The organism is Mesorhizobium sp. WSM4813, from assembly GCF_055811555.1.
Map to the genome: position 1 here is coordinate 14036 of NZ_JBVVQU010000057.1, position 13103 is coordinate 27138.

General features: G+C 62.1%; 13 protein-coding genes and 1 pseudogene. 9 read left to right on the forward strand and 5 right to left on the reverse strand.

All coding sequences use genetic code 11. From position 1 onward, the window contains the following. Positions 1-7 precede the first annotated feature (7 nt). On the reverse strand, positions 8-1051 hold the full coding sequence (locus AC0L25_RS26295; RefSeq protein WP_473598184.1) for an aldo/keto reductase: 1044 nt from the start codon (positions 1049-1051) through the stop codon (positions 8-10). 273 nt (positions 1052-1324) lie between these two features. Here AC0L25_RS26295 and ppk2 point away from each other — a divergent pair, with 273 nt between their 5' ends. Next, the gene (gene ppk2, locus AC0L25_RS26300; protein ID WP_473598185.1) at positions 1325-2245 is read left to right on the forward strand and encodes a polyphosphate kinase 2; all 921 of its coding nucleotides are present in this window, start codon (positions 1325-1327) and stop codon (positions 2243-2245) included. 240 nt (positions 2246-2485) lie between these two features. Here ppk2 and AC0L25_RS26305 read toward each other — a convergent pair whose 3' ends face one another. The 4 genes and pseudogenes from AC0L25_RS26305 to hemB form a co-directional block, all read right to left on the reverse strand. Then, on the reverse strand, positions 2486-3130 hold the full coding sequence (locus tag AC0L25_RS26305; RefSeq protein ID WP_473598186.1) for a dihydrofolate reductase family protein: 645 nt from the start codon (positions 3128-3130) through the stop codon (positions 2486-2488). 158 nt (positions 3131-3288) lie between these two features. After that, a pseudogene (locus tag AC0L25_RS26310) lies at positions 3289-3640 on the reverse strand (HepT-like ribonuclease domain-containing protein). Beyond that, the gene (locus AC0L25_RS26315) at positions 3640-3936 is read right to left on the reverse strand and encodes a nucleotidyltransferase family protein (protein ID WP_473598187.1); all 297 of its coding nucleotides are present in this window, start codon (positions 3934-3936) and stop codon (positions 3640-3642) included. Before AC0L25_RS26315 ends, AC0L25_RS26310 begins: the two are co-directional and overlap by 1 nt. 48 nt (positions 3937-3984) lie before the next feature. Beyond that, complete coding sequence (gene hemB / locus AC0L25_RS26320; protein ID WP_473598188.1) at positions 3985-5016, reverse strand: porphobilinogen synthase; 1032 nt, start codon at positions 5014-5016, stop codon at positions 3985-3987. A gap of 206 nt (positions 5017-5222) precedes the next feature. Between hemB and AC0L25_RS26325 the strand changes: the two genes are divergently transcribed. The 8 genes from AC0L25_RS26325 to ribD all read left to right on the forward strand — a co-directional run bounded on the left by AC0L25_RS26325 (position 5223) and on the right by ribD (position 13101). Continuing rightward, a complete protein-coding gene (locus AC0L25_RS26325) occupies positions 5223-6266 on the forward strand; it encodes an enoyl-CoA hydratase/isomerase family protein (protein WP_473598189.1) in 1044 nt (347 codons plus the stop codon). Further along, complete coding sequence (locus AC0L25_RS26330) at positions 6263-6685, forward strand: DUF6163 family protein (RefSeq protein ID WP_473598190.1); 423 nt, start codon at positions 6263-6265, stop codon at positions 6683-6685. The genes AC0L25_RS26325 and AC0L25_RS26330 overlap by 4 nt, the downstream gene beginning before the upstream one ends. A 274-nt stretch (positions 6686-6959) precedes the next feature. Then, positions 6960-7475, forward strand: coding sequence for a transcriptional regulator LdtR (gene ldtR, locus AC0L25_RS26335; protein ID WP_027154640.1), 516 nt, complete (start codon positions 6960-6962; stop codon positions 7473-7475). Positions 7476-7810: 335 nt separating this feature from the next. Further along, on the forward strand, positions 7811-9064 hold the full coding sequence (locus AC0L25_RS26340) for a L,D-transpeptidase family protein (RefSeq protein ID WP_473598191.1): 1254 nt from the start codon (positions 7811-7813) through the stop codon (positions 9062-9064). 305 nt (positions 9065-9369) lie between these two features. Beyond that, entirely contained in the window at positions 9370-10683 is a 1314-nt protein-coding gene (gene glyA / locus AC0L25_RS26345) for a serine hydroxymethyltransferase (protein WP_473598192.1), read from the forward strand. Between the two features lie 82 nt (positions 10684-10765). After that, positions 10766-11350, forward strand: coding sequence for an invasion associated locus B family protein (locus tag AC0L25_RS26350; RefSeq protein WP_473598207.1), 585 nt, complete (start codon positions 10766-10768; stop codon positions 11348-11350). Between the two features lie 150 nt (positions 11351-11500). Continuing rightward, positions 11501-11977, forward strand: a complete 477-nt coding sequence (nrdR, locus tag AC0L25_RS26355) for a transcriptional regulator NrdR (protein ID WP_023798407.1) — start codon at positions 11501-11503, stop codon at positions 11975-11977. Positions 11978-11979: 2 nt separating this feature from the next. After that, complete coding sequence (ribD, locus tag AC0L25_RS26360; RefSeq protein ID WP_473598193.1) at positions 11980-13101, forward strand: bifunctional diaminohydroxyphosphoribosylaminopyrimidine deaminase/5-amino-6-(5-phosphoribosylamino)uracil reductase RibD; 1122 nt, start codon at positions 11980-11982, stop codon at positions 13099-13101. Positions 13102-13103: the final 2 nt, after the last annotated feature.

The window sequence follows — 13103 nt, forward strand, 5'->3', positions numbered from 1 at the left end:
CCCGTTGTCAGATACCTCCCCGGTCAAGAACCAGATCGGCCGGACCGAACCGGTCCTTTGCCGTGAACTGCTGGTGCCAGTAGGGATACAGAACGGGCGGCCGGCTCACAGCGTCCAGGCGTGCTCGTTCGTCGCTGGTCAGTGACAGGCTTGCAGCGGCGATATTGTCCTTGAACTGCGCTTCGGTCCGTCCGCCGATCACCAGCGAGCTGACGGCCGGCCGGCCGAGCAGCCAGGCAAGCGCCACCTGCGCTGCCGAGACGCTATGGTTCTTGCCGATAAAGGCAAGCACATCGACGATCCGCCACAGCCGGTCCTCATCACGGATCGGCGGTTCCTTCCAGCCACTGAGCTGGCGGGCGGTGGCCTGGTCGCGGTGGTATTTGCCGGACAGCAGTCCACCGGCGAGCGGGCTCCACACCAGCACGCCAAGCCCCTGGTCGACCGAGATCGGCAGCAGTTCATATTCGGCTTCGCGTGCTTCCAGCGTGTAGTGGATCTGCTGGGTGACGAAGCGCGGCTGATGCTGGCGGTCGCTGATCCCCAGCGCCTTCATCACTTGCCAGCCGGAATAGTTGGAACAGCCGACATAGCGGACCTTGCCCTGGCTGACGAGCGTGTCGAGCGCGGCGATGGTCTCCTCGAGCGGCGTCGTGCCGTCCCATTCGTGCAGGAAATAGATGTCGATGACATCGGTCCTGAGGCGCTTCAGGCTCTTCTCGCACTCGCGGATCAGATGGTAGCGCGACAGGCCTTCCTCATTGGGGCCGTTGCCGATCCGCATGCGCGCCTTGGAGGCGATCAGCACATCGCCCTTGCGCTTGCCGCCGAGCGCTTCGCCGATGATCTCTTCCGAAAGCCCGTTCGAATAGACGTTGGCAGTGTCGATGAGATTGATGCCGGAATCGATGCAGAGGTCGATCATCCGGCGTGCCTCGTCGAGATCGGTCTTGCCGACCGCCGAAAATGCGCCGGCGCCGCCAAAGGTCATGGTGCCCATGGTCAGCGTCGAAACCTTCAGCCCGGAACGGCCGAGTGTGCGGTATTCCATGTCAGATCCTCGCGGTTATGTTTGAGAGAGGGGGTGCCTCGAAGCTAGCCCGAAATTGCCTGAGTAGGACAATTCGCGCGGCTTGTCGCCCCGTGCCGCCGGAGCGGAGCAATCACATCTCGCGGATTGTAGTGATGAACGGTACGCAGGCCGGCTGCAATAAAACCGTCATTGCGGGTCTATATCAAGTCGGCTCAGGGTTCCATCTTCGGCTGACCGGGAGGTAGGGCGCCTGACAGCAGCCGACACGGGCGTGCACGCGGAGCAGCATGAATGACCGAAGCAAAACAGAATCCTCCTGCCAGGGATTGGCTGGAAGCGGAGCTCGCCGACACGCTCGACGAAGACTACGAGCTGGAAATGTCGGAACCGGCGCTGTCGCTGGAAATCGCCAAGATCTACAAGAACGCGCATCCGCCCTCGATGGATCGCATGCAGTATTTTCGCGACCTGATCACCCTGCAATCCGAATTGATCAAGCTGCAGTCCTGGGTGGCTTACACCAAAAAGAAGCTGGTGGTGGTTTTCGAGGGCCGCGACTCGGCCGGCAAGGGTGGGGTCATCAAGCGCATCACCCAGCGGCTCAATCCGCGCATCTGCCGCGTCGTAGCACTGCCGGCGCCGACCGAGCGCGAGAAGTCGCAATGGTATTTCCAGCGCTACGTCCCGTATCTGCCGGCAGGCGGCGAGATCGTGCTGTTCGATCGCTCCTGGTACAACCGCTCCGGCGTCGAACGGGTGATGGGCTTCGCCGAGCCGGATCAGGTCGAGGAGTTCTTCCGCGACGTGCCGGAGTTCGAGCGCATGCTCGTCCGCTCCGGCGTCACGCTGGTCAAATACTGGTTCTCCATCACCGACGAGGAGCAGCAGATGCGCTTCCAGATGCGCATCCATGATCCGATGAAGCAGTGGAAGCTGTCGCCGATGGACTTGCAGTCGCGCGTGCGCTGGGAGCAGTACACCAAGGCCAAGGAAGAGACCTTCGCCCGCACCAACATTCCCGAAGCCCCCTGGTTCATCGTCGAAGGCAATGACAAGAAGCGCGCACGCCTGAACTGCATCGACCATCTCCTCAAGCAAATGCCTTATGAAGAAGTGCCGCACGAAGAGATCACGCTACCCGACCGCGTCTTCAATCCCGAATACGAGCGCCAGGTGCTGCCGCGCGAGCTGTATGTGCCGGAGAAGTATTGATCATCTGGGACTGCTAAAGGCCCGGACGGGCGGCATTCCTTCGCGCCCCCTCTGTCCTGCCGGACATCTCCCCCACGCGGGGGGAGATTGGCAGCGTCGCCGACGGCGCCACTTTTGCAACGCTGATGATTGGCGAAAGCCGGCGCGACATCCGATCTCCCCGTGTGGGGGAGATGTCCGGCAGGATAGAGGCGGGCGCGAAGGATCTCGGCGTGCGGAGTTACGACCGCTATCGAAGAACTACGCGCGCTTGATGATGACGTGCGTGGCATTCGGCGTCGCGACCTGCTCGCTGCACCGGTAGCCGAGCCTAGGCATGTCGATGCCGGCAAAAAGGTTCTCGCCTGAGCCGAGCAGCATCGGCGATATCGCCAGATGCATGTCGTCGATGAGCTTTTCCTGGAGATATTGCCGGATCGTGGCGACGCCACCGCCCAGCCGTACATCCTTGCCATCAGCCGCTGCTTTCGCCTTTTCCAGCGCCGAGTGAATGCCGTCGGTCACGAAATAGAAGGTCGTGCCGCCCTCCATCACGATAGGATCCCGCGAATAATGGGTGAGCACGAAGACCGGCACATGGTAGGGCGGATTGTCTCCCCACCAGCCTTTCCAGCTTTCGTCCGGCCACTCGCCGCGGATCGGCCCGAACATGTTCCGGCCCATTATCCACGCCCCAACATTTTCGAAGCTGCGCGCCACGAACCCGTCTTCCGTGTCGGTGGTCCCTCGATCTTCGCCAGACATGTTGCGGAAGGTTCGGGTGCCGAACATCCAGTTGTGCAAGGCTTCTCCGCCGACGCCCAGCGGCTCTTTCAGATCCTGGTCGGGACCGGCGCCATAGCCGTCGATTGACACGGTGAAAGCGTTGACACTCAGCTTGGACATGACTGCCTCCTTAAACCAGCTGTTAAGTGCAAGCAGTCTTGTTCCTAGCTAGACTGATTGCATTTTGCAAGCGGTATTTGAATCGCGCCGAGCGATGGGCGGCTGGTTTGGGCCAGCCGAATCAGGATCACCGCCAAGACGAGTGGTTGCAGCGGCAGTTACTTGCGTCGCGATGCCTCAAGGATGCGCTCGACAGCTATGCGCAGCGGCGGCAGACTGTCTGTCACTACGGTCCAGACAATTGCGTCGGAAGTCTTGTGGTATTCGCGACGCAAAATGTTGCCTATTCCACGAATCTGCTTCCAGGGAATTTCTGGAGCAAGAGCGATCAAATCGTCCGGGAATGTGCCGGGTGGCTTCGGAAATAATCTCGATGCCGCGCTCAACGCCATGACGAAGCAGCCAGTCGTCACGAAAATCATCAAGAGTCTTGCCCGCGGTGGCAGCGCCGATGCCATCCAAAGCCGTTATGATCTTTGCTAGGATCGGCTCGATTCGGCGGACTGCCATCAGAATACGCGCACGGCCGATTGTTCGATCTCGGCCTTCAACATAGGATGAAGACTGTCGCGTGTGGTGATGTCGACTTCCGTTGACATCTGCTCTTCCAGAAATTGCTTGATGCCGACCAGATCGATCAGAGAGAAGCGCCGCGCCGGATCATAGTCGATGAACAGATCAAGATCGATGTCCGGCTGTGCATCGTCCCGCGCCGCCGACCCGAACAGATAAAGCGAAGTCGCGCCCATGCCTTTGATGGCATCTGCGTTTCTCTGCAACCGTTCGATGACCTCATTTCTGCTCATGAATCCATTCTAGCGGATTGCAGCAAAATCCCAAAACAATGCGATTGCCTACCCCTTCAGCATCGCCGCCACGTCGGGCGCGAAATAGGTAAGAATGCCGTCGCAGCCGGCGCGCTTGAAGGCTAGCAGCGATTCCAGCATCGCCTTGTCGCCGTCGATCCAGCCATTGGCGGCGGCCGCCTTGATCATCGAATATTCGCCCGACACCTGATAGGCGAAGGTCGGCATCCGGAATTCGTCCTTCAGCCTGCGGATGATGTCGAGATAGGGCAGGCCGGGCTTGACCATCAGCATGTCGGCGCCCTCGGCGAGGTCCTGCTCGGCCTCGCGCACCGCCTCGTCGGAATTCGCGTGGTCGAGATAATAGGTCTTCTTGTCGCCCTTGAGCAGGCCGGCGGTGCCGACCGCCTCTCGATAGGGACCGTAGAAGGCGGAGGCGAATTTCGTCGCATAGGACATGATCGCCACATCCTGGAAACCATTGGCGTCGAGCGCATCGCGGATGGCGCCGATGCGGCCGTCCATCATGTCGGACGGCGCAATGATATCGGCGCCGGCGGCCGCCTGGACGACGGCAGCCGCCGTGACCTGCTCCACGGTCTGGTCGTTGACGATGATGCCGTCACGCAAAATGCCGTCGTGGCCGTGCGAGGTGAAGGGATCGAGCGCCGCATCGGTGATGATGCCGATCTCGGGCACCGCGTGCTTGATGGCGCGCGTGGCGCGGTTGATGACGTTTTCCGGATCGAGGATATGCGAGCCGGTCTGGTCGCGCAGGCCCAGCTCGACATTCGGGAAGGTGGCGATCGCCGGAATGCCGAGTTTTGCCGCGCGCTCGGCCTCCTTGACGGCAAGGTCGAGCGACAGTCGGAAGACGCCGGGCATGGCGGCGATCGGCTCGCGGACATTCTTCCCATCGACGACGAAGATCGGCCAGATCAGGTCGTCGACGCTCAGCCGGTTCTCCTGGACGAGGCGGCGCGACCAGTCGGCCTTGCGCATGCGGCGCAAACGGCGGCTGCCGGTGATCTCGTCGACGCTGCGCGCGCCGGCAGGCTTTGCTGGGGTGAATTTGTTCATAGCCAAAACTCCGGATCGGCCGGCTTTTACCACGAGCCTCCGCCGCTGACCAATGCGACACGATTGTGCCAGGCTGGCATTACCTGGATATCGGTATACCAAATCCGGCTGACCGTTGCCGGGCAGGATTGCCCTTGGCATTGACGCAGCCATGCGCCACGCTTTAGCACTTCAGTCCGGAGGTGCGGGGGAGGGATTCTTAGGCGATGGATTTTGGCGGCGGCGACGAGATCCGCTTCGAACGATCGGGCAGGGCCGGCGTTGTCACACTGACGCGGCCGCAGGCGCTCAATGCCGTCACCCATCGCATGGTCAACGCGCTCGGTAAGGCTCTGCGCGCCTGGGAGCGCGACGATGGCGTCGACGTCGTCGTCGTCAAGGCCGAGGGCAGGGCGTTTTCGGCCGGCGGCGACATCCTCCACATCTACGAGGCCGGCCGGGCGGGAAAGCCGCCAGTCGATTTCTTCGCCGACGAATACCGGCTGAACGCCCGCATCGGACGGTTTGGGAAACCCTATGTCGCGCTGATCGACGGCATCGTGATGGGTGGCGGCGTCGGCATATCGTTCCACGGCTCGCAGCGGGTGCTGACCGAGAACGCCCAGTTCGCCATGCCGGAAGTCGGCATCGGCTTTTTCCCGGATGTCGGCGCCAGTCATCTCCTGCCGAACCTTGGCGGCAGCTTCGGCATGTATCTGGCCCTGACGGGAAACCGCATCCGGTATGGCGATGCGTTGTGGTCGGGCCTGGCGACGCATACGATCAAGGCGCAGGACCAGGCCGGTTTTCTCGACCGGCTGGTCGCGACCGGCGACCTGGAATCGGCGTTGCGCGGCCTTTCCATCTCGGCCCAGCGCGAGACGGACAGCCCGACACTGGAAGCGATCGCCCGCCATTTCGCGCAACCGTCGCTGGGTGACGTCATCGGCAGCCTGGAGCACGCCGCACCCGCAGATGCGTTCGCGGCAAAGACTCTGGCGACGATCCGCACCCGCTCGCCGACCAGCCTGCATGTCGCGTGGCGCGAGATCAGCGCCGGGCTGACGCTGTCGATGGACGAATGCATGCGGATGGAGTTCCGTATCCTCAACCGCATGCTTGCGGGCCACGATTTCTACGAAGGCATCCGCGCCGCCATCATCGACAAGGGCTCGACGCCGCAATGGCGGCCGGCAGGCATCGACGACGTCAGCGCTGCCGACGTCGATGCCTATTTTGCTCCGCTCGGCGAACGGGAACTCAAGCTGTGAGCGAGGTCACGTCAGGACGCGTCGTGCTCCAGCCTTCGACGACAGAGATCATCTTTGCCTGGTTCCAGCGCGTCATATCGGGCTACTGCCTGTTGTTTGGGATTTTGTGCTGGGTCCGGCTGATCGGCTTCTACCCCGGCTCGTTGTGGCGCTTCGATTTGATGCCGGTGCATTGGCAGGTGGCGGCGGTGACGCTCGCCGTCTTCTTCCCCTTCGCTGCCGCCGGCCTGTGGATGCTGGCCTCCTGGGGGCCGGTGATCTGGTTTATCTGCGCGGCGACCGAGACCGTCATGTATGCCGGTTTCCCCGAGCTCTTCGGCCACCGGCCGCTGATCCTCGCCTCGCATGCGGCGGTGGCGCTGCTCTACATCGTCTTTCGCGTGGTGATCTGGATGCAGAAGCGCCGGACCCGGCAATAGTACATCGGACCGATGCTCAACAAGAATAGCGCCGCGTTCCTGTCTACCCGTAAAGGACCCTCTAATTTCCATGGCTTCCGCCCGGAATCATTGGCTAAATCTTTAGGTTAATCATCCTTGTTCGGGTGACCCTTCGTTAAGCCTCTTTCGAAACCTGTTACCGGTAAGCTCTTGTTAGCCCTAGCGTTTAAGTCGAATTTTATGAGTATTCGATAGTGTCGCGATCAAGGTGAAAAACAAAAAATCACCAGGCGACAAACGAGAGGCAAAGACAATGATCAATTCCCGTCCGGCGGCGAAGACCGCCAACGTATCCGATGACCGCCGCGAAGCGATCCGTTCGCTTTACATGGAGTCGCTGCAGCTGGTGGAACGCCTGCACCGCCGTCTGCTTGACGTGATCAAGGACGAATTCGACCGCAACGGCCGTTCCGACATCAACGCCATCCAGGCGCTGCTGCTCTTCAACATCGGCAATTCGGAGCTGACGGCCGGCGAACTGCGTTCGCGCGGCTACTATCTCGGCTCGAACGTCTCCTACAATCTGAAGAAGCTGGTCGATCTCGGCTTCATCAACCACCAGCGCTCGCGCATCGACCGCCGTTCGGTACGGGTCTCGCTGACGCCGAAGGGCAGTGAGGTGGCGGAAGTCGTCGCCGGCCTCTACGAGCGCCACGTCGGCTCGATCGAGCAGGTCGGCGGCATCAACACGGAAGAATTCAAGCAGATGAACCGCGCACTGCAGCGGCTGGACCGCTTCTGGAACGACACCATCGCCTATCGCATGTAAGGCATATCCGTAGCATGTAGGGGAACCGCGCCATAGGAGCGCGGTCGGGAGCGACCCGAAAACCGGTGCCGAAAAGCACCGGTCTTTCCGTTTCGTCACGCCAACCGATCCAAATCGCGGTCAGGGTCACGTTGCCGCCATATTCCCGGTGAAAGCGAGAATACGGGTGATGTCCCGGGCGAGAGCCAAACGTCTCCCTGAACGCGCGTCGCGCTCGGCGCGTTCTCACATCGAAGTGATAGGGGCCATGGTTGGCTAATTGTTAAGGACGCCAACCCTAGAGTGCGGGTGGCATCGCCCGGTGAAAAACTGTTACAGGAATGTCTGGAGCGTACATGAGAACCAGTCGCCGTTTCTTCCTTTCCGGAGCCTCCGCGTTGGCCGCGACGATGGTTGCCGGTGGCGCCAGCGCGCAGGATGTGATCGCGGATATCCTGAAATCCTCGGGCCGCGGCAACTGGAACGACCAGTTCGATGCCCGCGCCAGCCAAGGCGGCAAGGTGGCCTCGACGCTGCCGATCGTCAGCCTGCAGACCGTTGCGTACACCGAGCAGGCGATAGCGCAGTATCAGAATATCGTTGCGCAGGGCGGCTGGGAGCGGGTTCCGGACACCAAGAAATTGCAGCTCGGCGTTGTCGACCCCGACGTGGTGCCATTGCGCAGGCGCTTGATGATTTCGGGCGACCTGGCGCAGAGCGCCGGCCTGTCAGAGGCCTTCGATTCCTATGTCGATGCGGCGGTCAAGCGCTTCCAGGCGCGCCATGGCCTGCCTTCCGACGGGACCTTGGGCCAATATACCTATGCGGCGATGAATGTTTCGGCGCAGGTCCGGCTTGGCCAGTTGCAGACCAATCTGCAGCGGCTGAACGAACGCGCCGGCACGCTGGGCAACCGTTATGTGCTGGTCGACATCCCGGGCGCCCAGATCGAGGCGGTCGAGAACGACCGCGTGGTGCTCCGCCACACAGCCGTTGTCGGCAAGATCGACCGCCAGACCCCGATCGTCGATTCCAAGATCAACGAGATCATCGTCAATCCCTACTGGAACGCGCCGGTATCGATCGTGCGCAAGGACATCATTCCGCTGATGCGGAAGGACCCCAACTACCTCAAAGACAGCAACATCCGCCTGTTCGCACCGGACGGCAGCGAGGTCGATCCGCTGACCGTCGACTGGTCGACCGACGACGCGGAGAAATACCGCTTTCGCCAGGATCCGGGCGCCGGCAATGCGATGGCCTCGGTCAAGATCAATTTTCCGAGCCCGGACGGCGTCTACATGCACGACACGCCGCAGCAAAGCCTGTTCGGCAAGATGATGCGGTTCGATTCCTCGGGCTGCGTGCGCGTTCAGAACGTGCGCGACCTCGTCACCTGGATCCTGCGCGACACGCCGGGCTGGAACCGCCAGTATTTCGAGTCGGCGATCAAGAGCGGCGAGAACATCCCGGTGCAGGTCACCAATCCGGTGCCGGTCTATTTCCTCTACATCTCGGCCTGGTCGACGGGGCCTGGCGTCGTGCAGTTCCGCGACGACATCTACGGGCTCGACGGAGCCAACGAGCTGCAGATCACCTCCGCGCTCTAAGCGACTGATGGTTATTGAATTGATGAAAGGCCGCGATCGAGGCGGCCTTTTTTGATGGCATGGCGCGTGGTGCGCAAGCACCGTTCGGCCGGGGTGGTAGCCGGTCAATGACTTGGAGGTGAAAGTCCTCTGCTGGCCCTAGTGGCGTCGCGAGGCCTTGCTGAAGGGTCGACAGGCGAGGAATAGGTGGGCTCTTCGGCTTGTTGCCGCAATCCGGCCAGCAAATTTCGCGCTGCAAACGTGGCGGGGCGAAAGCAACTGTGTTAATGGCGCGGCAGACCCCCCGGACGACAAGGATCTCAAGCATGGCAACAGCAGCGGCAGTGTCGAACAAATTCGAATCCTTCTTCGAAACCACGCTTGCCGATGCCGATCCGGAGATTTTCGGCGCGATCCGCAACGAACTCGGCCGCCAGCGCCACGAGATCGAGCTTATCGCATCGGAAAACATCGTCTCCCGCGCCGTGCTGGAAGCGCAGGGCTCGATCATGACCAACAAATACGCCGAGGGCTATCCGGGCAAGCGCTACTATGGCGGCTGCCAGTTTGTCGACGTGGCCGAGGAACTGGCTATCGAGCGCGCCAAAAAACTCTTCGGCTGCAACTTCGCCAACGTCCAGCCGAATTCCGGCAGCCAGATGAACCAGGCGGTGTTCCTGGCGCTGCTGCAGCCCGGCGACACCTTCATGGGCCTCGACCTCAATTCCGGTGGCCACCTGACGCACGGTTCGCCGGTCAACATGAGCGGCAAATGGTTCAAAGTCGTTTCCTACGGCGTGCGCAGGGACGATCATCTGCTCGACATGGATGCGATCGAGAAGACCGCCCATGAGACCAAGCCGAAGCTGATCCTGGCCGGCGGCACCGCCTATTCGCGCGTCTGGGACTGGAAGCGCTTTCGCGAGATCGCCGACTCGATCGGCGCCTATCTGATGGTTGACATGGCGCACATCGCCGGCTTGGTCGCCGGTGGGGTGCATCCGTCGCCGCTGCCATATGCCCATGTGGTCACCACCACCACGCACAAGTCGCTGCGCGGCCCGCGTGGCGGCATGATCCTGTGCAACGACGAGGACATCGCCAAGAAGATGAACTCGGCCGTGTTTCCGGGCCTGCAGGGCGGGCCGCTGATGCATGTCATCGCCGCCAAGGCTGTGGCCTTCGGCGAAGCGCTGAAGCCGAGCTTCAAACTCTATGCCGAGAGTGTTGCCGCCAATGCCAAGGCGCTGGCTTCCAGTCTGCGGGAAACCGGTCTCGACATCGTCTCCGGCGGCACCGACAACCATCTGATGCTGGTCGACCTCAGGCCCAAGAACGCCACCGGCAAACGCGCCGAGGCAGCGCTTGGCCGCGCCAACATCACCTGCAACAAGAACGGGATCCCTTTCGATCCCGAAAAGCCGTTCGTCACCTCGGGCGTGCGGCTCGGCACGCCGGCCGGCACCACGCGCGGTTTCGGCCAGGCCGAGTTCCGCGAGATCGGCAAGCTGATCGCCGAAGTGCTGGACGGGCTCAAGGCCGCGAATTCCGACGAGGGCAATGCAGCCGTCGAGGCAGCGGTGAAGGCGAAGGTGGCCGCGCTGACCGATCGTTTTCCGCTCTATCCCTTTCTCGGTTGAGCTCACGCAAGGTCACCCTTATCGGCCGTATGAGAAGCACCGTTTCAGTGGAGACGGAGTCCGGACAGGAGCCTTGACGATGATGCAGATTTTCCGTGTCGCTGGCTTTGCCGCGCTTGGCGTGTTGGTCACATTGACCACCTCGCCGCTGTCCGCTTTGGCACAATCTGCGCCCACCCCAGCCACACCGAAGACGGAAACCTTCGGCAAGTGGTCCACCACTGTGGACGAGATCGATACCGGCGAGGATCTGCGTAAGACCTGCGTTGCCTCGACCGCCTTTCTCGACGCGAGCGGTGCCAGCGGCACTCTCACGCTCGCGATCTCGAACGGCGATGCACTGCCGCCCTCTGGCTATCCGACCCTTGTCATCGCCATGAAGAACAAGGACTTGCCGACCGGCGAGAATATTCCGGCGGTGTTCGGCGACAGCAACGGCAAGGTCAAGGCCACCGTCGATACCATGGCCGGTGCCGGCGGAAAATGGATGTTGAACAACAAGCCCGAGATCAGCCTGGCGCTGCTGCGTGCCATGCGCCGCGCCAGCGCACTCGATGTCAGCTTCGCCGACATTCCGGTCGCGACCGTATCGATGGACGGCTTCACCAAGGCCTATCGCAGCCTCGGCGTGTCATGTGGGTTCCCGACCGGTGACGTCGCGCCGTAATCGGCCGGTGTTGCCGTCTGGTATGATGCTGGCAATTTTTCTCGCACCTCGCTATTTCTGAGGCGCGAGAGGCCATCTCCCATACTTTGCCATCGCGGCAAAAACCTCTAAGCCTTTCGCTCCACGAGAATCGCGAACACAAGGCTGTCCATGCGCTGTCCCTACTGCCAGTCCGAAGATACGCAGGTGAAGGATTCGCGCCCCGCCGAAGATGGCGCAGCGATCCGCAGGCGGCGTGTCTGCCCCGATTGCGGCGGCCGCTTCACCACCTTCGAACGTGTGCAGTTGCGCGACCTCGTGGTGGTGAAGAAGTCCGGGCGCAAGGTGCCGTTCGACCGTGACAAGCTGCTGCGCTCGGTCGAGATCGCGGTGCGCAAGCGCAATGTCGATCCCGAGCGCATCGACCGCGCGGTGACTGGCATCGTGCGCCAGCTCGAAAGTTCGGGCGAGACCGAGGTCGCCTCAGGCGAGGTCGGCCGCCTGGTGATGGAGGCGCTGAAATCGCTCGACGACGTCGCTTATGTCCGGTTCGCTTCGGTCTATCGCAATTTCCGCGAGGCCAAGGATTTCCACGACGTGCTGGGCGAGCTTAAAGGTGACGAGCTCAAGGAAGAGGACGCCGGCTGAGCATGGCAACGCCCAGCCAAGCCGAACAAGAGGTTCTTGATCGCCGCTTCATGGCGGCGGCACTCAGGCTGTCGCGGAAAAATGCCGGGCGGACCGCGACCAACCCTTCGGTCGGCACGCTGATCGTGCGTGACGACGGCACCGGGCCGATGATCGTCGGTACCGGTGTCACCGCTGTCGGCGGCCGGCCGCATGCTGAGACCGAGGCGCTGGCCGAGGCCGGCGAGCTCGCACGCGGCGCCACCGCCTATGTCACACTGGAGCCCTGCGCCCACCATGGCCGCACGCCGCCTTGCGCCAATGCACTGCTCAATGCCGGCGTCACGCGGGTGGTTGGGGCTGTGAGCGACCCCGATCCACGCGTGTTCGGCAACGGCTATGCGATCTTGCGTGCCGCCGGTGTCGAGGTTGTCGAAAGGGTGCTCGCGGCAGAAGCCGCCGAGCAGATGGCTGGCTATCTCATTCGATCTCTGAAAAAACGTCCGGAAGTGATGCTGAAACTTGCGCTTTCCAGCGACGGCAAGATCGGCATGGAAGGCGAGGGACAGGTCTCGATCACCGGCGACATTGCCCGGCGCGAAGTCTATCTGATGCGGGCCGAAGCCGACGGCATTTTGATCGGCATCGGCACGGCGCTGGAGGACGATCCGGCGCTGACAGTGCGGTTGCCGGGGCTGGAAAACCGTTCGCCGGCGCGCATCGTGCTCGACCGCCAGATCAGGCTGCCGGAAACGTCGAAACTGGTCGCCGGCGTCGACCGGGTTCCGCTCTATGTCGCCGCCTGCGCCGAAGCCGACCCGCACCGGCGGGCCGCGCTCGAACGCGCCGGCGTGCGGTTCATCGGCACCGAGACGTATGAAGGCGATATTGCGCTGCCGGAACTGCTCGAGGATTTGGCGGCGCTCGGCATGGCCAGCGTGCTGGTCGAGGGCGGCGCCAAGGTGGCCAAGGCCTTCCTCGCCGAAGGACTGGTCGACCGCATCGTGCTGTTCCAGGGGCAGGAGCCGATAGGCAAGGGCGGCATTGCATCGCCCGTCGACGCCGACCATATCCCTGCAGGATTTCGCAAATTGCGCGACATGCGTTTCGGCGAAGACAGTTACGCGGAATGGATAAGACCATGATC

What these genes read in the sequence shown, in the direction of transcription:
- ppk2 (WP_473598185.1), top strand. Translation starts at nt 1,325, where the DNA reads ATGACCGAAGCAAAACAGAATCCTCCTGCCAGGGATTGGCTGGAAGCG.
- hemB (WP_473598188.1), bottom strand. Translation starts at nt 5,016, where the DNA reads ATGAACAAATTCACCCCAGCAAAGCCTGCCGGCGCGCGCAGCGTCGAC.
- AC0L25_RS26340 (WP_473598191.1), top strand. Translation starts at nt 7,811, where the DNA reads ATGAGAACCAGTCGCCGTTTCTTCCTTTCCGGAGCCTCCGCGTTGGCC.
- AC0L25_RS26315 (WP_473598187.1), bottom strand. Translation starts at nt 3,936, where the DNA reads ATGAGCAGAAATGAGGTCATCGAACGGTTGCAGAGAAACGCAGATGCC.
- ribD (WP_473598193.1), top strand. Translation starts at nt 11,980, where the DNA reads ATGGCAACGCCCAGCCAAGCCGAACAAGAGGTTCTTGATCGCCGCTTC.
- AC0L25_RS26350 (WP_473598207.1), top strand. Translation starts at nt 10,766, where the DNA reads ATGCAGATTTTCCGTGTCGCTGGCTTTGCCGCGCTTGGCGTGTTGGTC.
- glyA (WP_473598192.1), top strand. Translation starts at nt 9,370, where the DNA reads ATGGCAACAGCAGCGGCAGTGTCGAACAAATTCGAATCCTTCTTCGAA.
- nrdR (WP_023798407.1), top strand. Translation starts at nt 11,501, where the DNA reads ATGCGCTGTCCCTACTGCCAGTCCGAAGATACGCAGGTGAAGGATTCG.
- AC0L25_RS26295 (WP_473598184.1), bottom strand. Translation starts at nt 1,051, where the DNA reads ATGGAATACCGCACACTCGGCCGTTCCGGGCTGAAGGTTTCGACGCTG.
- ldtR (WP_027154640.1), top strand. Translation starts at nt 6,960, where the DNA reads ATGATCAATTCCCGTCCGGCGGCGAAGACCGCCAACGTATCCGATGAC.
- AC0L25_RS26305 (WP_473598186.1), bottom strand. Translation starts at nt 3,130, where the DNA reads ATGTCCAAGCTGAGTGTCAACGCTTTCACCGTGTCAATCGACGGCTAT.
- AC0L25_RS26325 (WP_473598189.1), top strand. Translation starts at nt 5,223, where the DNA reads ATGGATTTTGGCGGCGGCGACGAGATCCGCTTCGAACGATCGGGCAGG.